The 20,389-nt window shown below is 65.3% G+C and carries 19 protein-coding genes; 11 read left to right on the top strand and 8 right to left on the bottom strand.

Annotation, left to right across the window (positions count from 1 at the left end; translation table 11 throughout):
- Nucleotides 1-16: 16 nt before the first annotated feature.
- On the bottom strand, nucleotides 17-382 hold the full coding sequence (locus tag C3F42_RS09555; RefSeq protein ID WP_023630459.1) for a 5-carboxymethyl-2-hydroxymuconate Delta-isomerase: 366 nt from the start codon (nucleotides 380-382) through the stop codon (nucleotides 17-19).
- Between the two features lie 116 nt (nucleotides 383-498).
- Here C3F42_RS09555 and C3F42_RS09560 point away from each other — a divergent pair, with 116 nt between their 5' ends.
- Complete coding sequence (locus C3F42_RS09560; RefSeq protein ID WP_023630458.1) at nucleotides 499-735, top strand: YdcH family protein; 237 nt, start codon at nucleotides 499-501, stop codon at nucleotides 733-735.
- Between the two features lie 112 nt (nucleotides 736-847).
- On the opposite strand, the gene C3F42_RS09565 is transcribed toward C3F42_RS09560, so the two are convergent.
- Nucleotides 848-2,023 carry a PLP-dependent aspartate aminotransferase family protein gene (locus tag C3F42_RS09565; protein ID WP_104444356.1) on the bottom strand — a complete coding sequence of 392 codons (1,176 nt, stop codon included), beginning with the start codon at nucleotides 2,021-2,023 and terminating at the stop codon, nucleotides 848-850.
- A gap of 152 nt (nucleotides 2,024-2,175) precedes the next feature.
- Between C3F42_RS09565 and C3F42_RS09570 the strand changes: the two genes are divergently transcribed.
- Nucleotides 2,176-2,634 carry an Lrp/AsnC family transcriptional regulator gene (locus C3F42_RS09570; protein WP_023630456.1) on the top strand — a complete coding sequence of 153 codons (459 nt, stop codon included), beginning with the start codon at nucleotides 2,176-2,178 and terminating at the stop codon, nucleotides 2,632-2,634.
- 119 nt (nucleotides 2,635-2,753) lie between these two features.
- On the opposite strand, the gene C3F42_RS09575 is transcribed toward C3F42_RS09570, so the two are convergent.
- Nucleotides 2,754-5,081, bottom strand: coding sequence for an FdhF/YdeP family oxidoreductase (locus tag C3F42_RS09575; RefSeq protein WP_104444357.1), 2,328 nt, complete (start codon nucleotides 5,079-5,081; stop codon nucleotides 2,754-2,756).
- A 254-nt stretch (nucleotides 5,082-5,335) separates the two neighbouring features.
- Here C3F42_RS09575 and moaA point away from each other — a divergent pair, with 254 nt between their 5' ends.
- Complete coding sequence (moaA, locus tag C3F42_RS09580) at nucleotides 5,336-6,340, top strand: GTP 3',8-cyclase MoaA (RefSeq protein ID WP_094010054.1); 1,005 nt, start codon at nucleotides 5,336-5,338, stop codon at nucleotides 6,338-6,340.
- A gap of 21 nt (nucleotides 6,341-6,361) precedes the next feature.
- Nucleotides 6,362-7,261, top strand: coding sequence for a bestrophin family protein (locus tag C3F42_RS09585; RefSeq protein WP_023632838.1), 900 nt, complete (start codon nucleotides 6,362-6,364; stop codon nucleotides 7,259-7,261).
- 95 nt (nucleotides 7,262-7,356) lie between these two features.
- Here C3F42_RS09585 and moaB read toward each other — a convergent pair whose 3' ends face one another.
- Entirely contained in the window at nucleotides 7,357-7,896 is a 540-nt protein-coding gene (gene moaB, locus C3F42_RS09590; protein WP_023632839.1) for a molybdenum cofactor biosynthesis protein B, read from the bottom strand.
- 192 nt (nucleotides 7,897-8,088) lie between these two features.
- Between moaB and C3F42_RS09595 the strand changes: the two genes are divergently transcribed.
- The gene (locus tag C3F42_RS09595) at nucleotides 8,089-8,976 is read left to right on the top strand and encodes a LysR family transcriptional regulator (RefSeq protein WP_038705600.1); all 888 of its coding nucleotides are present in this window, start codon (nucleotides 8,089-8,091) and stop codon (nucleotides 8,974-8,976) included.
- Here the strand turns inward: C3F42_RS09595 and C3F42_RS09600 are convergent.
- Entirely contained in the window at nucleotides 8,964-9,743 is a 780-nt protein-coding gene (locus tag C3F42_RS09600; RefSeq protein WP_094010056.1) for an AraC family transcriptional regulator, read from the bottom strand. The two genes, C3F42_RS09595 and C3F42_RS09600, sit on opposite strands and share 13 nt — an antisense overlap.
- Nucleotides 9,744-9,987: 244 nt before the next feature.
- Between C3F42_RS09600 and C3F42_RS09605 the strand changes: the two genes are divergently transcribed.
- From C3F42_RS09605 to C3F42_RS09625, 5 genes are all read left to right on the top strand, one after another.
- Nucleotides 9,988-11,604 (top strand): APC family permease, encoded by a 1,617-nt coding sequence (locus C3F42_RS09605; RefSeq protein WP_104444358.1) that lies wholly within the window; start codon nucleotides 9,988-9,990, stop codon nucleotides 11,602-11,604.
- Between the two features lie 23 nt (nucleotides 11,605-11,627).
- A complete protein-coding gene (locus tag C3F42_RS09610; protein WP_038705599.1) occupies nucleotides 11,628-12,554 on the top strand; it encodes a 4-hydroxyproline epimerase in 927 nt (308 codons plus the stop codon).
- A gap of 41 nt (nucleotides 12,555-12,595) precedes the next feature.
- Nucleotides 12,596-13,543, top strand: a complete 948-nt coding sequence (locus C3F42_RS09615; protein ID WP_038705598.1) for a dihydrodipicolinate synthase family protein — start codon at nucleotides 12,596-12,598, stop codon at nucleotides 13,541-13,543.
- Nucleotides 13,544-13,679: 136 nt separating this feature from the next.
- A complete protein-coding gene (locus C3F42_RS09620; RefSeq protein ID WP_104444359.1) occupies nucleotides 13,680-15,257 on the top strand; it encodes an aldehyde dehydrogenase (NADP(+)) in 1,578 nt (525 codons plus the stop codon).
- A gap of 3 nt (nucleotides 15,258-15,260) precedes the next feature.
- Nucleotides 15,261-16,505, top strand: coding sequence for an FAD-binding oxidoreductase (locus C3F42_RS09625; protein ID WP_104444360.1), 1,245 nt, complete (start codon nucleotides 15,261-15,263; stop codon nucleotides 16,503-16,505).
- Nucleotides 16,506-16,536: 31 nt separating this feature from the next.
- Here C3F42_RS09625 and C3F42_RS09630 read toward each other — a convergent pair whose 3' ends face one another.
- Complete coding sequence (locus C3F42_RS09630; RefSeq protein WP_104444361.1) at nucleotides 16,537-17,628, bottom strand: NADH:flavin oxidoreductase/NADH oxidase; 1,092 nt, start codon at nucleotides 17,626-17,628, stop codon at nucleotides 16,537-16,539.
- 52 nt (nucleotides 17,629-17,680) lie between these two features.
- Here C3F42_RS09630 and C3F42_RS09635 point away from each other — a divergent pair, with 52 nt between their 5' ends.
- Nucleotides 17,681-18,016 (top strand): helix-turn-helix transcriptional regulator, encoded by a 336-nt coding sequence (locus C3F42_RS09635; RefSeq protein WP_046856709.1) that lies wholly within the window; start codon nucleotides 17,681-17,683, stop codon nucleotides 18,014-18,016.
- 120 nt (nucleotides 18,017-18,136) lie between these two features.
- Here the strand turns inward: C3F42_RS09635 and mqo are convergent, their stop codons facing one another.
- Both mqo and C3F42_RS09645 read right to left on the bottom strand, forming a co-directional pair.
- The gene (mqo, locus tag C3F42_RS09640; protein WP_094010061.1) at nucleotides 18,137-19,774 is read right to left on the bottom strand and encodes a malate dehydrogenase (quinone); all 1,638 of its coding nucleotides are present in this window, start codon (nucleotides 19,772-19,774) and stop codon (nucleotides 18,137-18,139) included.
- A 327-nt stretch (nucleotides 19,775-20,101) separates the two neighbouring features.
- On the bottom strand, nucleotides 20,102-20,293 hold the full coding sequence (locus C3F42_RS09645; RefSeq protein WP_023630554.1) for a DUF4223 family protein: 192 nt from the start codon (nucleotides 20,291-20,293) through the stop codon (nucleotides 20,102-20,104).
- Nucleotides 20,294-20,389 lie beyond the last annotated feature (96 nt).

Here is a 20,389-nt window from a genome sequence, read left to right on the forward strand (position 1 = left end):
GTCATTCAGCTGCCATTCAGCCAGGCAGGCGAAGTTTGGCGTACGGCTCGCGGTCGATGTCCAGGACTTCGACGCACAACTGAATGTCCAGCCCAGGCTGGGCCGGGATCGCCTCGCGCAGCACCTCGAGCAGGCTGTTCGACAACTGCTGTTTCACCTGCTGCGTACGCCCACTGAGGATCGCCAGGCGCACGTGGGCGAAGGCCCGTTCGGCCGGGGCGGTACCGACCCGGTATTGGGCAAAGGCCTGGGCGCGGCTCTTGATGTCCAGCTCTTCGGCGAACTGGCCACTGCCGACCAGGGCGTGGTTCAGCCGCAGCAGCAGCACATCGACATTGAGGTCGCGCAGATTGTCGCTGTATTCCAGGTTCAGGTGAGGCATGGCGCAGGTTCCGTTCACGCAGGGGGAGGCGACAGCCTAACCCAGTCCCGCACTACGGCAAAGGCGACTATCCTCTTGGTTCAGGCTCGTTTACCAACCCTGAGAGAGGTGAAGAAATGCCAGTTCCGCATGATTTGCTCGCAGACCTGCACGTGACGGCCGACCAGTTCCAGGCCCTGATCGACAAGAACCAGGACCTGCACAAGCTGCACAAGGAATACAACGCCAAGGACAAGGAAGTGCTCGCCGCCGAAGGCAATGCCACCGGCGACGACACCGTAAACCGCCTGCGCAAGGAGCGGGTGCTGATCAAGGACAAGATCGAACGCATCGTCCACCCACCAAAATCCTGATTCCCCAACCGACGCTATCGCGGGGCACGCCCGCTCCCAGGTACCGCGCAGACGCCAAGGCATACGCGGGCATCGCGGGAACGGGCTTGCTCCGCGATGACGTCGACAGCCCTTACGCGCAAGCCATCAGCGCCCCCTCCAGATCCTCGATCAGATCGCGGCAATCCTCGATCCCGATCGACAGCCGCAGCAGGTTCTCACTGATCCCCATAACGCCCTTCTGCTCCGGGCTCAGGGAGTTGTGCGACATGCTCCAGGAGTGGTTGATCATGCTCTCCACACCGCCCAGCGAGTCGGCCAGGACGAAGATCGACAGCGCCTCGACCAGGCGGTTGACCGCGGCCCGGTCGCCCTTGATGCGCAACGCCACCACCGCGCCGCCCGTGTGCATCTGGCGTTTGCACAGTTCATGCTGCGGGTGGCTTTCCAGGCCAGGGTAGTAGACCTGCTCGACCTGCGGATGCTGTTCGAGGAACTGCGCCACACGCAGGGCGTTGGCGCTCTGGCGCTCCATGCGCACATCGAGGGTCTTCAGCCCGCGCAATGCCAGGTAGCAGTCGAACGGCCCCTGGATCGCGCCGACCGCCATGCTGATCTTGCGCAGGCGCCCCAGCAACTCGTGGTTGGCCGCCACCACAACGCCACCGGTGAGGTCTGAGTGGCCACCGATGTACTTGCTGGCCGAGTGCATCACCAGGTCCACACCCAGGGTGATCGGTTGCTGGTTCCACGGCGAACAGAAGGTGTTGTCAATGCAGGTCATCACCCCCCGCTCACGGGCCAGTTCGCAGACCGCCTTGATGTCCACCAGGTGCAGCAGCGGGTTGGTCGGCGACTCGATCCAGATCAGCTGGGTCTCGGGGCGGATCGCCGCAGCCACCGCCTCGATGTCGTTGAGGTCGACGTAGGTGGTGGTCAGGCCCGAGGTGCGTCCACGGTAGTCTTCCAGCAGGCGGAAGGTGCCGCCGTAGACGCCATTCATCACCACCACGTGGGCATCCTTGGACAGCAACTCGAGCACCGTGGCGGTGGCGCTGACGCCCGAGGCGCAGGCGACCGCGCCGACGCCCTCCTCCAGTGCGGCCACGCAGGTCTCGTAGGCGTGCCGGGTAGGATTGCTGACCCGGCTGTAGGCATATTCGGGGTTGTCGTCCAGGCCGCGTTTGATGAACGAGCTGGAGGTGACGATGGCCGGGAAGATGGCATTGTCGGCAACACTGGATTGCTCACCGGCATGGATGGTGCGGGTGGCGAAATTGCGCGGTTTGTCGGACATGGTCGGGTCCATTGCCTGAGGGTTGAAAACCGCCACTATCTCATATCCACCACCCCCAGGCGCCAGTGGAACATTGCCGTCGACCCAGCGGCCAAAACGGTTCCATCGTTCCCGGCAAGCGGCTACTCTCGGAAAACTTTTCCCGCAACCGGCGACATGACGTCATGGACAGTTTCGACCAGCACATCCTCACCCTGCTCCAACGCGACGCCTCGCTGTCCCTCAAGGACCTGGCCGAAGCGGTCAACCTGTCCACCACACCGTGCTGGAAACGGGTCAAGCGCCTGGAAGAGGAAGGCTACATCCGCAGCCGCGTCGCCCTGCTCGATCCCGAGCGCCTGGGCCTGGGCCTTACGGTGTTCGTCCAGCTCAAGACCCAGCGCCACGACAGCGCCTGGCTGGCGCAGTTCGCCGCCACGGTGACGGCGTTCGAGGAAGTGATGGAGGTGTATCGCATGTCCGGCGACTGGGACTACATGCTGCGGGTGGTGGTGGGCGACATCGCTGCCTACGACCGCTTCTACAAGAAGCTGATCACCAGCACCGACGGGCTGTCGAACATCACCTCGAGTTTTGCCATGGAGCAGATGAAGTACACCACGGCGTATCCGGTGGGGCGCTGAAATGGTCGCTGGCAGGACCGGTCTCCCCCCCGGCAAGCCGGCTCCCCCCCGACCGCGTCCACCTTAAGCCAAACGATATCCTTGTGGGAGCTGGCTTGCCAGCGATGAGGCCGACCCTGTCAGTCAGCCAGGGTAGCCTCGATCCGATTCCCCGCCCTCGCCTTCTCCAACTTGATCGCCACGAACTTCGAGGTTGGTGTGTAGGTCCCCTCACCGTAGCTTTCCAGCGGCACCAACGGATTGGTCTCCGGGTAATACGCCGCCGCCTGACCTTCAGGTACGTCATATGCCACCAGGCGGAAGCCCGACACCCGCCGCTCACGGCCATCCTCCCATAGCGACACCAGGTCCACGTGCTCACCCGGCTCGAAGCCCAGGCGGCGTATGTCGGCCTCGTTGACAAACACCACCTCGCGCAGGCCGAACACCCCACGGTAACGGTCATCCAGCCCGTATAGGGTGGTGTTGTACTGATCGTGGGAGCGCAGGGTCTGCAGGATCAGATCTGGCTTGTCACCACGGGCCAGCACGGTCGCGTTGACCAGATGCTCCGGCAACTGACTCGGTATGAAACGCGCCTTGCCGGTGGCGGTGCGGAAGTTGCGTTCGGCGGCCTGGTTGCCCAGGTGGAACCCACCGGGATGCTGTAGGCGGGCGTTGAAATCGGCAAAGCCGGGAATCACGTCGGCGATCATGCTGCGGATGCGGCCATAGTCGGCAATCGCGTAGTCCCAATCGATGGGCCGGTTGCCAAGGGTGGCCTTGGCCATGCCAGCAACGATCGCCGGCTCCGAACGCAACTGCGCTGATCGTGGCTTCAGCTGCCCATGGGAAATATGCACCATGCTGAAAGTGTCCTCCACGGTGACGCCCTGCGGCCCCTCGGCCTGGATGTCGATCTCGGTGCGGCCCAGACACGGCAAGATCAGCGCATCGCGCCCGGTAACCAGGTGCGAGCGATTGAGCTTGGTGGAGACCTGCACGGTCAGCTCGCAGTTGCGCAGTGCGGCGTGGGTCCGCGGGGTGTCGGGCGTCGCCTGGGCGAAGTTGCCGCCCAAGCCGATGAACACCTTGGCCCGGCCTTCTTCCATAGCCTGGATCGCCAGCACGGCGTTGTGACCGTGGGCGCGTGGCACTTTGAAGTGGAAGCGCTTCTCGAGGGTGTCGAGCCAGGCAGCGCTGGGCTTCTCGTCGATGCCCATGGTGCGGTCGCCCTGCACGTTGCTGTGGCCACGCACTGGCGACAGGCCAGCGCCGGGCTTGCCGACGTTGCCGCGCAGCAGCTGCAGGTTGACGATTTCCTGCACGGTCGGCACCGAGTGGCGGTGCTGGGTGACGCCCATGGCCCAGCACATGATGACCCGCTCGGCCTTGCGGTACATGCGCGCGGCCAGCTCGATCTCAGCCTTGTTCAGGCCCGACTGCTCGACGATATGTTCCCAGGGTGTGGCGTCCACCACAGCCAGGTAGGCCTCGACGCCACTGGTGTGCTCAGCGATGAAAGCGTGATCGAACACCGGCGGCTCGTCGTTCAGCTGCGCTTCGCGTTCCCACTGCAGGAGGAACTTGGCGATGCCGCGCATGGCCGCCATGTCGCCACCCAGCGCCGGGCGGAAGTAGGCGGTATTGGTTGGTTCGGAGCCATTGCTGAGCATCTCGAACGGGTGCTGCGGATGCTGGAAGCGCTCGAGCCCGCGCTCTTTGAGCGGGTTGAAGCAGACCACCTGGGCACCACGCTTGACCGCCTCGCGCGGCGGTTCGAGCATGCGCGGGTGGTTGGTGCCGGGGTTCTGGCCAATCACGAAGATCGCATCGGCCAGCTCCAGGTCATGGAACACCACCGTGCCCTTACCCACGCCAAGGGTTTCGGCCATGCCCACGCCGCTGGCCTCGTGACACATGTTCGAGCAGTCGGGGAAATTGTTGGTGCCGTAGGCACGCACGAACAACTGGTAGAGGAACGCCGCCTCGTTGCTGGCCCGGCCCGAGGTGTAGAACTCGGCCTGGTCGGGCGAAGCGAGGCCGTTCAGATGCCGGGCGACCAGGGCGAACGCCTCGTCCCAGCTGATCTCGACGTAATGGTCGGTGGCCGCGTCGTAGCGCATCGGGTGGGTGATGCGGCCTTGGTACTCGAGCCAGTAGTCGGTCTGTTCGAGCAAGGCGCTGACGCTATAGCGGGCGAAGAACGCCGGATCCACCGAGCGACCGGTGGCTTCCCAGTTGACCGCCTTGGCGCCGTTCTCGCAGAACTTGACCATATCGCTTTCCGGCGATTCGCCCCAGGCGCAACCCGGGCAGTCGAAACCACCGTTCTGGTTGGTCTTGAGCATGGCCCGCAGGTTCTTGAAGGCGTTCTCGCTGCCCAGCCAGCTCTTGGTCACGCTCTTGAGCGCGCCCCAGCCGGCGGCCGGCCCCTTGTAGTCCCTGATGTGTTCGTCCTGGCTCATGCTGCGCTTCTCCGCACGGTGTTTTTTCCAGCCTAAGAAGCGCCCCCTGCTGCGTCCAATCGAAATAAATGACGGCGTGATAAACCGTTTCGATCACCGGGCCCAGACCTTGGCCAGCGCGGCCTGCAGCTGTGATAGAGGAGACTGATCGAATGGTCGGGCAAAGCAATTTGACGCCAATGGGCGCAGGTTATAGCTTGGACCTTATCCGCGGCGTTTGGCCGCCCCCAGCCACTTCAATGTCGAGCGCGAACGTGGAAAAGAACGCCCAGGCCCTGATCGACGGTTTCAACCGCAAAGTCGATTACCTGCGGATGTCGGTTACCGACCGCTGCGACTTTCGCTGCGTCTATTGCATGGCTGAAGACATGCAGTTCCTGCCGCGCCAGCAGATTCTCAGCCTCGAAGAGCTGTACCAGGTCGCCGAGCGTTTCGTCGCCATGGGCACGCGCAAGATCCGCCTGACCGGCGGCGAGCCGCTGGTACGCCAAGGCATCGTCGAGCTCTGCGGGCGCATCGCCGCCCTGCCCGGCCTGCGCGAACTGTGCCTGACCAGCAACGGCTCGCAGCTCGGCCGCCTGGCCCAGCCGCTGTTCGATGCCGGCGTGTCGCGCCTGAACATCAGCCTCGACAGCCTCGACTCCGAGCGTTTCCGCGCCCTGACCCGCACCGGCGACCTTGCGCAGGTGATCGCCGGCATCGACGCCGCCCGCGCCGCGGGCTTTCGCCGCACCAAGCTCAACGCGGTGGTGCTCAAGGGCCGCAACGACCACGAGATCGTCGACCTGGTGCGTTTCGCCATCGACCGCGAACTGGACATCTCCTTCATCGAAGAGATGCCCCTGGGCGTAATCAGCGAGCACGAGCGCGGCGAATCGTTCTGCTCCAGCGACGACGTACGCGCACGCCTGGCCGAGCACTTCACCCTGGTCGAGTCGGCCGAGTCGTCCCAGGGCCCGGCGCGCTACTGGCGCCTGGCCGAGGCGCCCAACACACGGGTCGGTTTCATCTCGCCCCACAGCCACAACTTCTGCGCCACCTGCAACCGCGTGCGCCTGACCGTCGAAGGCCGCCTGTTGCTGTGCCTGGGCAACGAACACTCGGTAGACCTTAAACAGGTCATGCGCCAGCACCCCGGCGACAGCGCCCGCCTGGAAAAAGCCATCCGCGACGCCATGCAGCTCAAACCCTACCGTCACCACTTCGAAGTGGGCGGCGAGGTGCAGATCCTGCGCTTCATGAACATGACCGGCGGCTGATCGGCCGCCTCTGGAACTGCCTTGATCGTCCACTCACGCCCCGACATGCTGCGCGTGCTGTTCACCCTCAAAGGCTCGATCGTCCAGCGCATCGCCCTGCGCTGCCTGGCGGTGACCTTGCTCGCGGCGCTGATCGTGCTGGTCGAGCGGCACTACCCGGCGCTGTTCTACCCGGTCAGCGCCACGCCCTTCACCCTGTTGGGGCTGTCGCTGTCGATCTTCATGAGCTTTCGCAACAACGCCTGCTACGACCGCTGGTGGGAAGGCCGCAAGGCCTGGGGGCGGATGATCATCGAGGTGCGCTCGTTCGTGCGCGAAAGCGTGGCGATCAAGGACGCGGCGCTGCGCGAGGAACTGCTGCGCAGCCTCTGTGCCTTCGCCCATGCCCTCAATGCCCGGCTGCGCAACGAAGACGAGCTCGGCGCCGCCCGCCCCTGGCTGGGCGAGAGGGCGCAGATAGTGACGCACAATGTCTGCGACGGCATCCTGCGCGAGGTGGGCGAACATTGTTCACGGCTGGCGGAGCGTGGAGCGATCAGCGAGTTCCGCTACACCTTGCTGGAGCAGCGCCTGGCCGGCCTGTCGGACGTGCAGGCCACCTGCGAGCGGATCAAGGGTACGCCACTGCCGTTCCCCTACACCCTGCTGCTGCACCGCACCATCTACATCTTCTGCCTGCTGCTGCCGTTCGCCCTGGCCGAACCGCTGGGCTGGCTGGCACCGCTGTTCACCACCATCGTCAGCTACACCTTCTTCGGCCTGGATGCGATCGGCAACGAGCTGGAGGACCCCTTCGGGCGGGATGAGAACGACCTGCCGACCGATGCGCTGGTGCGCACCATAGAGCGTGATGTGCTGTCGGCGCTGGGGCATGAGCCACTGCCACCGGCGTTGGTGCCGGTGGATCATGTGTTGAGTTGAAGTCTCATCGCGGGGCAAGCCCGCTCCCACGCCAGCGTGTGTGCTGAAATAAGATCGGCGTGGGAGCGGGCTTGCCCCGCGATGGAGCCCTGAGGTCAACCGCGGCTTTCGCAGGCCCCGATCGGCTTCAGGTGCGGGACGAAGTTGCACGGCCGGTGCCGCGCATCCAGCTGCTCGGCCAGGATCCCCTCCCATGCCGTGCGGCAGGCGCCGGTCGAGCCCGGCAGGCAACACACCAGGGTACCGTTGGCCATGCCGGCCAGGGCCCGGCTCTGCACGGTCGAGGTACCGATATCGAGAATCGACAAGGCGCGGAACAACTCACCGAACCCGTCGATGCGCTTGTCCAGCAGGCAGTCCACCGCTTCCGGCGTGCTATCGCGGCCAGTGAAACCGGTACCGCCGGTAATCAGCACCACTTGCACCTGTTCGTCTGCGATCCAGGTGGCGACCTGGGCGCGGATCTTGTACAGGTCGTCCTTGAGCAGCTCGCGCGCCACCAGGCGGTGGCCCACGCCGACGGCGCGGCTGGCCAGCAGCTCGCCGGAGGTATCGTTCTCGAAGGTGCGGGTGTCGCTGACGGTCAGCACCGCGATGTTCAGCGGTACGAACACCGCGTCCGGTTTCACGCTCATGGCCTTTGCTCCAGGATTGGCTTGGCGGCCACGTTAGAGAGAAGCCCCGGTAGCGTCCAATCGATAGAGCGTACCGGGTGATCGACGGTTTCTATCGCCTGCCCGCCACGGGCCGACGAATTTGTCAGCAATGATTAGCCAGGTGCTTCACTCTTGGTTAAGGTCTACCCACCCCGCAACCCAGGCCGCACCATGGACATCAAACAGCTCAAGTTCCTCATCGCCCTCGACCAGACCCGCCACTTCGGCCAGGCCGCGGCGCTGTGCCACATCACCCAGCCGACCCTGTCCATGCGCCTGCGCAACCTCGAAGACGAACTCGACCTGGTGCTGGTCAAGCGCGGCCAGCGCTTCGAAGGCTTCACCGAAGCCGGCGAACGTATTCTGGCCTGGGCCCGCACCCTGCTTGCCGCCCACGACGGCCTGCAGGCCGAGGCTGCCAGCTGCCGGGGCCAGGTGGTCGGCAGCCTGCGCCTGGGTACCGTGCCGCTGGCCAGCTTCAACCCCATGCAACTGCTAATGCCGTTGCGCGCAAAGTACCCCGAGCTGCATTTCCAGCTGTCGTCGCTGAGCTCCGAGCAGGTGATCGACGGCCTGAGCCGCAACCAGCTCGACCTGGGCATCTGCTACCTCGACCAGGTCAACACCAGCTTCTTCGAAGTGATCGAACTGAGCATCACCACCATGGGCCTGCTGCACGACACCCGGCACTTCCAGTTCGAGGCCGACAGCCTGCACTGGGAAGACCTCGGCGACCTGCCGCTGGGCCTGCTGAGCAAAGGCATGCACTACCGCCAATCCCTCGACCTGAGCTTCCGCAGCCGCGGCCTTACGCCCAACGCCGTGCTCGAGAGCGACTCGACCTTCCAGCTGATCCAGGCGATCAACACCGGCGTGTGCTGCGCGATCATGCCACTGGACTGCGGCCTGGAAGAGCTCAGCCAGCACATGCGCATCATTCCCGTGCAAGAGGCGAGCATCCACAGCCCGGTCGGCCTGCTGCTGCGCCGCAGCGAGCCACGCTCGGCCATCGCCGAGCAGTGTTTCGACGAAGCCCGCGCCCTGTTTCAAGCTTCCTGAGCCGTCGCTTGACGGTACTGGCGCGGGGTAAACCCGGTCAGTTGCCTGAACTGCCGGCTGAACGCGCTGTGGTCGGTGTAGCCACAGCGCAGCGCCACCTCGATGATCGGCAGGTCGCTGTGCAGCAGGTGGTGCGCATGTTCCAGGCGGGCCTTGTGGATCATCTGCCGGGGGGTGAGGTGGAACACCCGCTTGCAGTAGCGCTCCAGTTGCGCAACCGAGATGCCGGCGATGCGCGTCAGCTCGCCCATGCTGATCGGCTGGTGGAAATGCGCGCGGATATGCGCGTCCACAGCGGCCAGGCGCTGGTAGGCGGGGTGGGTGTCGGCGGCTGACTGCAGGTCGACCGAAATACCCACCAGGCCGATGATCGCCCCCGCCGCGTCATACAGCGGGCGTTTGTGGGTCAGGCACCAGCCCGGTTCGCGGCTGCCGTACAGGTGCAGCTCGAGCTGGTCCTCCAGCACCTGGCCCTGCTCCAGCACCCGGCGATCCTGCTCGGTGTAGCCAGGGCCCAGGCGCGCCGGGAACACCTCGGCGCTGGTCTTGCCCAGCAGCGGTTGCAGGCGTTTCAAACCGCAGCGCTGGACCAGCGTGCGGTTTGCCAGCACATAGCGGGCGTGGTCGTCCTTGATGAAGATCGCCGCATTGGCGATGACGTCCAGCATCGGCAGCAGCCAGACCACGCCGGTCAGCAAGGCTTCGAGGGATTCGGGGCGGTGCTGGTCGAGGTGCTGGTACAGGGCAGTCAACGGTTGCTCGGACATGCGGTTATCTCTAGTGGTTCTGGCGCCCTGCAAGCCTAGTCAGCAGCCCCCTCCGAGCGCCAGCACTTGCTCCCGACTATGCCGATTTCGTCACCCACCTTGCAGAAAACCATCAAGAACCGAGCCCCCGATCGGTCCACTCTATGCCCCACGCAAGCCGCCCCACGACCTACAAGAACGCGGCGCATGCCGCCGCATCGTGACATCAGACCTGCCTATCCAAAACCTACAAGAAGGCGCCCCCATGTCAGGCAAATTCAAAAAACAGCTGTCACTGCTGGACCTCACCTTCATCGGCCTAGGTGCCATCTTCGGCTCGGGCTGGCTGTTCGCCGCCAGCCACGTCTCGGCCATCGCCGGGCCGGCCGGCATCCTCTCCTGGTTCCTCGGCGGTTTCGCCGTGCTGCTGCTGGGCATCGTCTACTGCGAGCTCGGCGCCGCCCTGCCACGGGCCGGCGGCGTGGTGCGCTACCCGGTGTACTCCCACGGCCCACTGCTCGGCTACCTGATGGGTTTCATCACCCTGATCGCCTTCTCCAGCCTGATCGCCATCGAGGTGGTCGCCTCGCGCCAGTACGCCGCGGCCTGGTTCCCGGCCTTGACCAAGGCCGGCTCCAGCGACCCGACGGTGCTTGGCTGGCTGGTGCAGTTCGCGCTGCTCGGGCTGTTCTTCCTTCTCAACTACCGCAGCGTGAAGACCTTCGCCAAGGCCAACAACCTGATCAGCGTGTTCAAGTTCATCGTGCCGCTGCTGGTGATCGGCGTACTGTTCACCTTCTTCAAGCCGGAGAACTTCGAGGTCCAGGGCTTCGCCCCGTTCGGCCTGTCCGGGGTGGAGATGGCGGTGTCGGCCGGCGGCATCATCTTCGCCTACCTGGGCCTGACCCCGATCATCTCGGTGGCCAGCGAGGTGAAGAACCCGCAGCGCACCATCCCCATCGCGCTGATTCTCTCGGTGCTGCTGTCCACCGCGATCTATGCCCTGCTGCAACTGGCGTTCCTCGGCAGCGTGCCGACCGAGATGATCGCCAACGGCTGGGCCGGGGTGACCAAGGAACTGGCCCTGCCCTACCGTGACATCGCCCTGGCCCTGGGCGTCGGCTGGCTGGCCTACCTGGTGGTGGCCGACGCGGTGATCTCGCCCAGCGGCTGCGGCAACATCTACATGAACGCCACCCCGCGAGTGATCTACGGCTGGGCGCAGACCGGCACCTTCTTCAAGTACTTCACCCGCATCGACGAGCAATCCGGCATCCCGCGCCCGGCGCTGTGGCTGACCTTCGCCCTGGCGGTGTTCTGGACCCTGCCGTTCCCGTCGTGGGAGGCGCTGATCAACGTGGTCTCCGCCGCGCTGGTGCTGAGCTACGCCGTAGCCCCGGTGTCCGTGGCCGCCCTGCGTCGCAGCGCCCCGGACATGGCCCGGCCGTTCCGGGTCAAGGGCATGGGCGTGCTCGGCCCGCTGTCGTTCATCATCGCCGCGCTGATCGTCTACTGGTCGGGCTGGAACACCGTGTCCTGGCTGCTGGCGCTGCAGATCGTGATGTTCGTGCTGTACCTGCTGTGCCGCCGTTTCGTGCCTACCGAACACCTGTCGCTGGGCCAGCAGGTGCGCTCGTCGGCCTGGCTGATCGGCTTCTACGCCGTGACCATTTTCCTCTCCTGGCTGGGCAGCTTCGGTGGCCTGGGCGTGATCGGCCACCCGCTGGATACCGTGGTCGTGGCTGCCAGTGCCCTGGGCATCTACTACTGGGGCGCCGCCACCGGCGTGCCGGCGCGGCTGGTGCGCCTCGATGGCGACGATGAAAGCGAAGCCAGCAGCGAAACCCATGCCGGCCGACAGCCCGCCGCTGTCGCCTCCTGACCCACTACACAATGGACACGCTGATGAAACAGGTTCATGTCATCGACTCCCACACCGGCGGCGAACCGACCCGCCTGGTGATGAAGGGCTTCCCGCCACTGCACGGCCACAGCATGGCCGAGCAGCGCGACGAACTGCGCGAGCTGCACGACCACTGGCGCCGCGCCTGCCTGCTGGAGCCGCGCGGCAACGACGTGCTGGTGGGCGCGCTGTACTGCCCCCCGGTGTCCGCGGATGCGACCTGCGGGGTGATCTTCTTCAACAACGCCGGCTACCTGAACATGTGCGGTCACGGCACCATCGGCCTGGTCGCTTCGCTGCGCCACCTCGGCCTGATCGAACCTGGCGTGCACAAGATCGATACACCGGTCGGCCAGGTCAGTGCCACCTTGCATGACGACGGCTCCGTCACTGTCGGCAACGTGCCGTCCTACCGCTACCGCCGGCAGGTCGCGGTGCAAGTGCCTGGGCATGGCCAGGTGCATGGCGACATCGCCTGGGGCGGCAACTGGTTCTTCCTGGTCTCCGACCACGGCCAGCGTATCGAGCTGGACAACCGTGAAGCCCTCACCGACTACACCTGGGCCCTGCTCAAGGCCCTCGAGGCCCAGGGCATCACCGGCGAACACGATGCCCCGATCGACCATGTCGAACTGTTCGCCGACGACGCCAACGCCGACAGCCGCAACTTCGTCATGTGCCCCGGCAAGGCCTACGACCGCTCGCCCTGTGGTACCGGCACCAGCGCCAAGCTGGCGTGCCTGGCCGCCGACGGCAAGCTCGCCGAAGGCCAGACCTGGGTCCAGGCCAGCATCACCGGCAGCCGCTTCCAGGGCCGCTACGAACGCGACGGCGAACGCATTCGCCCGTTCATCACCGGCCGCGCCCACATGACCGCCGACAGCACCCTGCTGATCGACGAACAGGATCCGTTCGCCTGGGGCATCTGACCCCATTCATTTCCCACTGAATACCGCCAGGAGTGACAACAATGACCGACAACATCTTCACCGGCACCATGCCCGCCCTGATGACCCCCTGCACCGCCGAGCGCAAGCCGGACTTCGACGCCCTGGTGCGCAAGGGCCGCGAACTGATCGACGCCGGCATGAGCGCGGTGGTGTACTGCGGCTCGATGGGCGACTGGCCGCTGCTGACCGAGGCCGAGCGCCAGGAAGGCGTGGCGCGCCTGGTGGCCGCCGGCATCCCGACCATCGTCGGCACCGGCGCGGTGAACACCCGCGAAGCCGTATCCCATGCCGCCCACGCCGCCAAGGTTGGTGCCGCCGGCCTGATGGTCATCCCTCGCGTGCTGTCCCGTGGTGCCTCGCTGATCGCCCAGAAGCACCACTTCTCGGCGATCCTCGCTGCCGCGCCGAAGCTGCCGGCGGTGATCTACAACAGCCCCTACTACGGCTTCGCCACCCGCGCCGACTTGTTCTTTGAGCTGCGCCGCGAGTACCCGAACCTGATCGGTTTCAAGGAGTTCGGCGGTGGCGCCGACCTGCGCTACGCCGCCGAGCACATCACCTCCCAGGACGAGGCTGTGACCCTGATGGTGGGCGTCGACACGCAAGTGGTGCATGGCTTCGTCAACTGCAACGCCACCGGCGCCATCACCGGCATCGGCAACGCGCTGCCCCGCGAAGTGCTGCAGCTGGTCAGCCTGAGCAAGCGCGCCGCCAAGGGCGATGCCAAGGCCCGACGCCAGGCCCGGGAGCTGGAAGCAGCGCTGGCGGTACTGTCGTCGTTCGATGAAGGCTGCGACCTGGTGCTGTACTACAAGCACCTGATGGTGCTCAACGGCGACACCGAGTACCGCCTGCACTTCAACGAAACCGACGCCCTCAGCGACGCCCAGCGCAACTATGCCGAGCAGCAGTACGCGCTGTTCCGCAGCTGGTACGCCAGCTGGTCGGCCGAGCAGAACATCGCCTGATAACGAGGACACTGGTGGGAGCGGGCTTGCCCCGCGAAGCAGGCGACGCAGTACCTGGCACCGGATTGGTCGGTGTTCGCGGGGCAAGCCAGCTCCCACGCCCTCCGCTCCCATACTTGATTCCAAAGGACGCCCCATGACCCTGACAGGCAACCTGCTGATCGGCCAGCGTGCCGTGCCCGGCAACCGCGAAACAATCCGCGCCATCGATCCGAGCAGCAACCAGGCCCTGGAACCCGCCTATGCCGGCGCCAGCAGCGAACAGATGGCTCAGGCCTGCACCCTGGCCTGGGCGGCATTCGATACCTACCGCGAAACACCTCTCGAACAACGCGCCGGTTTTCTCGAAACCATCGCCGAACAGATCGAAGCCCTGGGCGATGCGTTGATCGACCGCGCCCACGCCGAGACCGGCCTGCCCAAGGCCCGCCTGCTGGGTGAACGTGGCCGCACCTGTGCCCAGCTGCGCACCTTCGCCCGGGTGGTACGCGCCGGTGAGTGGCTGGATGTGCGCGTGGACAATGCCCTGCCCGAGCGCCAGCCGCTGCCCCGCCCGGACCTGCGCCAACGCCAGGTGGCCCTGGGCCCGGTGGCGGTGTTTGGCGCCAGTAACTTCCCGCTGGCCTTCTCGGTAGCCGGCGGCGACACCGCCTCGGCACTGGCCGCGGGCTGCCCGGTGGTGGTCAAGGCCCACGGCGCCCACCCCGGCACCAGCGAACTGGTTGGCCTGGCCGTGGCCCGGGCAGTCGCGCAGTGCGAACTGCCCGAAGGCGTGTTTTCCCTGTTGTACGGCGCGGGCCGTGAACTAGGCATCGGCCTGGTCACTGATCCACGTATCAAGGCGGTCGGCTTCACCGGTTCGCGCAGCGGTGGCCTCGCCCTTTGCCAGGCGGCCCAGGCGCGCCCGGAGCCGATCCCGGTCTATGCCGAAATGAGCGCTATCAACCCGGTGTTCCTGTTCGATGGCGCCTTGCGCTCGCGCAGTGAAACCCTGGCGCAAGGCTTTGTCACTTCGCTGACCCAAGGCGCCGGCCAGTTCTGCACCAATCCCGGGCTGGTGGTCGCCCGGCAGGGCCCGGCCCTCGAGCACTTCCTGGTTGTCGCCAGCGCCCATGTTGGCCAAGCGGCGGCGCAGACCATGCTCACCCCGGCTATCGCCAATGCCTATGCTGACGGCGTGGCAGCACTGAGCGAGAACCAAAACGCCCGCTGCGCGGCGAACAGCCTGCCGGCGCAGGGGCCGAACCAGTGCCAGGCTCAGTTGTTCGTCACCACCGCGCAGGCGTTTCTTGCCGACCCTACGCTGCAAGCCGAAGTGTTCGGCGCCGCCTCGCTGGTGGTGGCATGCGACAACGATGAGCAAATCCGCCAGGTGGCCGAGCATCTGGAAGGCCAACTGACCGCCACCCTGCACCTCGACGAGGCCGATCTGGACAGCGCCCGCCGCCTGCTGCCAACTCTCGAACGCAAGGCCGGACGAATTCTGGTCAATGGCTGGCCGACCGGAGTTGAGGTCAGCGACGCCATGGTCCATGGCGGCCCGTTCCCGGCCACCTCGGACGCCCGCAGTACCTCGGTGGGCACTGCGGCGATCCTGCGCTTCTTGCGCCCGGTGTGCTACCAGGACTTCCCCGACGCCCTGCTGCCCGGGGCATTGCAGCAGGCCAATCCGCTGCACCTGCGGCGGCTGCTCGATGGCCAGCGGGAAGCCTGAACCATGACCGCCACTGACACGGACATCGCCGTGGTCGGCGCCGGCATCGTCGGCGTCGCCTGCGCCCTGCAGCTGGCACGCCAGGGCCGCCGGGTGCTGCTGATCGATCGCCAGGCACCGGGCCATGGCGCTTCGTATGGCAACGCCGGGCACCTGGCCACCGAGCAGGTGTTTCCCATCGCCGACCTGTCGATCCTCAAGCGCCTGCCGGCGATGTTGCTGGACCCGATGGGCCCGCTGCGCCTGGACTGGAAGTACCTGCCGCGCGCCCTGCCCTGGTTCACCCGGCTGCTGCTGAACCTGCGCCCGGCGCCGTTCCAGCGCAGCGTGGCCGGCATTCGGGCGTTGAATGAAAACAGCCTTGGCGCCTGGCAACGGCTGCTCGCATCCATCGACCGCAGCCCCTTGCTCAAGGAAGACGGGTCGCTGCTGGTGTTCGAACGCCACGAATCGCGCCAGGCCCTCGCGGCGTTACGCGCCCGCATGCAGGCACAGGGCGTACCCGTGGACCTGTGGTCGGCAGAGGCAGTGAGCGAAGCGGCGCCGCAGTTGAGCCCGTCGATCCTGGGTGGCCTGTTCTTCCCGCGTACCGGTCACTTCCTCGACCCCTATCATGTGGTCTGCGAAATGTTCAGCGCCGCAAAGGCCGGCGGCGTACGCTTTCTTCGCGCCGAGGTCAGTGGCGGTCGGGTGCATGGCCAGGGCGTCAGCCTTGCCAGCGACCAGGGCCCCCTCGAGGCCAGCCAGGTGTTGATCAGTGCCGGCGCCCACTCGGCCAAGCTCACCGCCACCCTGACCGGCCGGCGGGTGCCCCTGGATACCGAGCGCGGCTACCACCTGATGCTGCCGGCGGAGCACCAGCGCCTGCCGTTCGCCGTCACCTCGCTGGAGCGCAAGTTCATCATGACGCCCATGGCCGACGGCCTGCGCCTGGCCGGCACGGTGGAATTCGCCGGACTCGAGGCGCCGCCTAGCATGCAGCGGGCGTGGCAACTGCATCGGTTGAGCAAGGGCTTGTTCCGGCGCGAGCTGGATGCCGAGGGGGCGACGCCGTGGATGGGGTTCCGGCCTTCGTTGCCGGATTCGCTGCCAGTGATCGACCGAGTGGCCGATGGCAAGGTGCTGCTAGCGTTCGGTCATCAGCACCTGGGGTTGACCCAGGCGGCGGTGACGGCGGAATGGATGGGGCGGTTGGTAAATGGCGAAGACTGCCCGCAAATCAGCGCCTACCGATTGAGCCGGTTTTGAAACCGGGGCCGCGTGGCGGCCCCTGCCTCACTCAGCGATAACGCTCGAGCCAGTGCGCATAAGGCGCTGGCAAGGTCCACGAAGCCTTGTCCACGCCCAGGGCCTTGGCAGCGGCATACGGCCAGTGCGGGTCAGCCAGGTGCGCACGCCCTACCGACACCAAGTCCAGCTGGTTGGCCTGCAGCGCGCCTTCGGCCAGCTCCGGGGTGCCGAAGCCCCAGGCCGAGGTCACCGGCAGCTTGGCCTCGCGACGCACACGTTCGGCGATCGGGCCCATGAACGCCGGCCCCCACGGGATGTTGGTCTCGGGAATGGTAAAGCCAACGCTGACGCTCAGCAGGTCCAGGCCACCGGCCTTGAACCGGCGCGCCAGTTCGATGGATTCCTGCAGGGTCTGCTCGTCACGGCCGTCATACTCCAGCACGCCGAAGCGAGCGGTCAGCGGCAGGTTCTCCGGCCACACCTCGCGCACGGCGGCCAGGGTTTCCAAAAGGAAGCGCGTGCGGTTGTCGAAGCTACCGCCGTAGGCGTCGGTGCGCTGGTTGGAATGCTCGGAGAAGAAGCTCTGGCCCAGGTAACCATGGGCAAAATGCAGCTCGATCCATTCGAAACCGGCATCGCGGGCACGCCGTGCGGCATCGACGAAGTCTTGCTTGACCCGGGCGATATCGTCCAGGGTCATGGCCTTCGGCACTTTCGGCAGGTGGGCGCCGAAGGCGATGGCGGACGGGGCGATGGTGTCCCAGCCGCGGGCATCGTCGGCGGCGATGTGGTCGTCACCTTCCCAGGGGCGGTTGGCGCTGGCCTTGCGCCCGGCGTGGGCGATCTGGATGCCCGGCACGGAACCGGCGGCCTTGATCGCCTTGACCACCGGCACGAACGCCTGGGCCTGGGTGTCGTTCCAGATGCCGGCGCAGCCGGGGGTGATGCGCCCTTCCGGGGACACCGCGGTGGCCTCGACCACCACCAGCCCGGCGCCACCACGGGCCAGGCCCGCGTAATGCACCTGGTGCCAGTCATTGATCAGGCCATCTTCGGCCATGTACTGGCACATCGGCGGAACGGCGATGCGGTTGCGCAGGTTGACGTCTTTGAGGGCGTAGGGTTCGAACAATGCGGCCATGAGGTAACTCCAGGGATGGGGTTGGATACGATTGTTCGATCATATTCGAACTATGGCAATTTGTGAAACCCCCGTTATCATGTCAACCATGCGAGCCTATACCCACCCCAATCCCGAAGACCTGACGCTGGAGCGCTTGCTCTACGCGCTGAGCGACCCTGTGCGCATGGATATCGTGCGCCGCCTGGCGGGTGTCGCCGAAGCCAGCTGCGGCGAGCTGGACGGCGGCCGGCCCAAGTCGAGCATGTCCCATCACTTCCGTGTATTGCGTGACTCGGGGCTGGTGTACACCCGCAATGTCGGTACCACGCACATGAACTCGTTGCGCAGCGATGAGCTCGAAAGCCGTTTTCCAGGGTTGCTGGGCAGCATTCTCGAACAACGTTGAACCCCTGCCTGCCGCCGGCGGGGCTGTTTCTCTCGATTATCCAGGCACAAAAAAACCACGAGGCCGCCAGGGGCGATCCTCGTGGTTGGTGTTGCCGGGCAAGCCCGGCCAACATGGGCCTTACAGCGCCATGTCGTTCGCAGGCTTACTCTCGACCGGCGCGCCTGGGGCAGCGGTGGTCTTGACGCTCTGATCGAGCACCGGCGGCTTCTCCAGTTGCAGGACTTCAGCGGTGTAATCCCACTCTTTCTGGGTGGCAGCGGCCGAGTCGTTCAGCTTGGTACCGTAGCTCGGCACGATTTCCTTGATCTTGGCCTGCCATTCAGGGGTGGCGACCTTCTCCTTGAACACGGTTTCGAGCACGTTGAGCATGATCGGCGCGGCAGTCGAGGCACCTGGCGAGGCGCCCAGCAGGCCGGCGATGGTGCGGTCCTGGGAAGCCACGACCTCGGTGCCCAGCTTCAGCACGCCGCCCTTCTCTTCGTCACGCTTGATGATCTGCACGCGCTGACCGGCCTGCCACAGCTTCCAGTCTTCCTTCTTGGCGTTCGGGAAGTAGGTCTGCAGGGCGGCGAAACGGTCGTCGTCGGACTGCATCAGCTGGCCGGCGAGGTACTCGACCAGCGGGTACTGGTCGATGCCGACGCGGGCCATCGGCCAGACGTTGTGGGTGGTGGCGCTGCTCAGCAGGTCCAGGTACGAGCCGTTCTTCAGGAACTTGGTCGAGAAGGTGGCGAATGGCCCGAACAGGATCACGCGCTTGCCGTCCAGCACGCGGGTGTCCAGGTGCGGTACCGACATGGGTGGCGCGCCGGTCGAGGCGATGCCGTAGGCCTTGGCCATGTGCTGCATGGCAACGGTCGGGTTCTCGGTCACCAGGAACGAGCCACCAACCGGGAAGCCTGCGTATTCCTTGGCCTCGGGGATGCCCGACTTCTGCAGCAGCTTCAGCGCGCCGCCGCCGGCACCGATGAACAGGAACTTGGCGTCGGTGGCCGATTCGGTACCGTCCTTCAGGTTCTTGTACTCGACGTGCCAGGAGCCGTCTTCGTTGCGGGTGATGTCCTGCACTTCGGTGGACAGCTTCAGGTCGAAGTTCTTTTTGGTCTGCAGGCTGCCAACGAACTGGCGGGTGATCTCGCCGAAGTTGACGTCAGTGCCGATCGGGGTCCAGGTAACCGCCAGCTTCTGGTTCGGGTCACGGCCTTCCATCATCAGCGGGACCCACTTGGCGATCTGCGCGTGGTCCTCGGAATACTGCATCGGACGGAACAGCGGGCTGGCCTGCAGGGCGTCGTAGCGCTTCTTCAGGAACTTGATGTTGTCATCGCCCCAGACGAAGCTCATGTGCGGAGTGGTGTTGATGAACGAGTGCGGGTTCTTCAGCACGCCCTGGCGTACCTGCCAGGCCCAGAACTGGCGGGAGATCTGGAACGACTCGTTGATCTCGATGGCCTTGGTGATGTTGACCTTGCCGTCTTTGTCTTCCGGGGTGTAGTTCAGCTCGGCCAGCGCGGAGTGGCCGGTACCGGCGTTGTTCCAGCCGTTGGAGCTTTCTTCGGCGACGCCGTCCAGGCGCTCGACCATCTCCATCGACCAGCTTGGCTCCAGCTCGTTGAGCCAGACAGCCAGGGTGGAGCTCATGATGCCGCCGCCAACCAGCAGCACGTCGACTTTCTTGGTGTCGGCAGCGTGCGCTTGCATGAAGCTCGCCGCGACAGCCAGACCCAGCAAGGTCTTGCCAGCTTTCTTGAACATTGATCGATTCCAGTCAGTAGAACGGAGGGTGGGCCTGTGGCTGGCCCAGGTATTCCATGTTCTTCAGCGCAGGCTTGTTGTGATCATTGTTCAGCAGCCAGAGAGACATTGGACGCGCCAGCCTTTGGTCGGATTGACCGACAAGGCTGAAACGATTTACGGATTGTAACCGAATTGCCAGCACAAACAAACGCGGGCCGGGGCGTCAAGACGACAGGTTGCCACGCGACAAGCCACCACGCCCCGGAAAACAAAAACCCCCGGCCACATCCATGGTCGGGGGTCTTGGATCAGGCCGTGAACGGCCGGATCAGGGTAATCCCAAGATTACTGCTGCTGAGGCAGTTTATCGATCGGACCGCAGCCGCCGATGATCTTGGAGATGGAAACCGATGGGTGGAACAGGTAGTCGTACGAGCAGTTCTTAGGCTGGTTGTAGACCTGGCCGGTGCAGCCGGACAGCAGGGCAACGCCCGAAACGACAGCAACAGCGACAGTAGCTTTGATCAGCTTTTTCATAAAAATCCTTTAGTCCATGATCCACCATCAAACGGATGGCGCGCGGATCATACGGAAAAGGGCCGCGCAGTGAAAGCCATTAGTGCAACGCTGGCC

The sequence above is a fragment of the Pseudomonas sp. PONIH3 genome (assembly GCF_002934345.1).
GTDB lineage: Bacteria > Pseudomonadota > Gammaproteobacteria > Pseudomonadales > Pseudomonadaceae > Aquipseudomonas > Aquipseudomonas soli.

Bases quoted from the DNA above. Each gene is read 5' to 3' on its own strand.
- moaB (WP_023632839.1), bottom strand. From the start codon at position 7,896: ATGAGCGTGAAACCGGACGCGGTGTTCGTACCGCTGAACATCGCGGTG.
- C3F42_RS09620 (WP_104444359.1), top strand. From the start codon at position 13,680: ATGACCCTGACAGGCAACCTGCTGATCGGCCAGCGTGCCGTGCCCGGC.
- C3F42_RS09595 (WP_038705600.1), top strand. From the start codon at position 8,089: ATGGACATCAAACAGCTCAAGTTCCTCATCGCCCTCGACCAGACCCGC.
- C3F42_RS09615 (WP_038705598.1), top strand. From the start codon at position 12,596: ATGACCGACAACATCTTCACCGGCACCATGCCCGCCCTGATGACCCCC.
- C3F42_RS09645 (WP_023630554.1), bottom strand. From the start codon at position 20,293: ATGAAAAAGCTGATCAAAGCTACTGTCGCTGTTGCTGTCGTTTCGGGC.
- C3F42_RS09555 (WP_023630459.1), bottom strand. From the start codon at position 382: ATGCCTCACCTGAACCTGGAATACAGCGACAATCTGCGCGACCTCAAT.
- mqo (WP_094010061.1), bottom strand. From the start codon at position 19,774: ATGTTCAAGAAAGCTGGCAAGACCTTGCTGGGTCTGGCTGTCGCGGCG.
- C3F42_RS09570 (WP_023630456.1), top strand. From the start codon at position 2,176: ATGGACAGTTTCGACCAGCACATCCTCACCCTGCTCCAACGCGACGCC.
- C3F42_RS09605 (WP_104444358.1), top strand. From the start codon at position 9,988: ATGTCAGGCAAATTCAAAAAACAGCTGTCACTGCTGGACCTCACCTTC.
- C3F42_RS09630 (WP_104444361.1), bottom strand. From the start codon at position 17,628: ATGGCCGCATTGTTCGAACCCTACGCCCTCAAAGACGTCAACCTGCGC.
- C3F42_RS09610 (WP_038705599.1), top strand. From the start codon at position 11,628: ATGAAACAGGTTCATGTCATCGACTCCCACACCGGCGGCGAACCGACC.
- C3F42_RS09565 (WP_104444356.1), bottom strand. From the start codon at position 2,023: ATGGACCCGACCATGTCCGACAAACCGCGCAATTTCGCCACCCGCACC.
- C3F42_RS09625 (WP_104444360.1), top strand. From the start codon at position 15,261: ATGACCGCCACTGACACGGACATCGCCGTGGTCGGCGCCGGCATCGTC.
- C3F42_RS09575 (WP_104444357.1), bottom strand. From the start codon at position 5,081: ATGAGCCAGGACGAACACATCAGGGACTACAAGGGGCCGGCCGCCGGC.
- C3F42_RS09635 (WP_046856709.1), top strand. From the start codon at position 17,681: ATGGCAATTTGTGAAACCCCCGTTATCATGTCAACCATGCGAGCCTAT.
- C3F42_RS09600 (WP_094010056.1), bottom strand. From the start codon at position 9,743: ATGTCCGAGCAACCGTTGACTGCCCTGTACCAGCACCTCGACCAGCAC.
- C3F42_RS09560 (WP_023630458.1), top strand. From the start codon at position 499: ATGCCAGTTCCGCATGATTTGCTCGCAGACCTGCACGTGACGGCCGAC.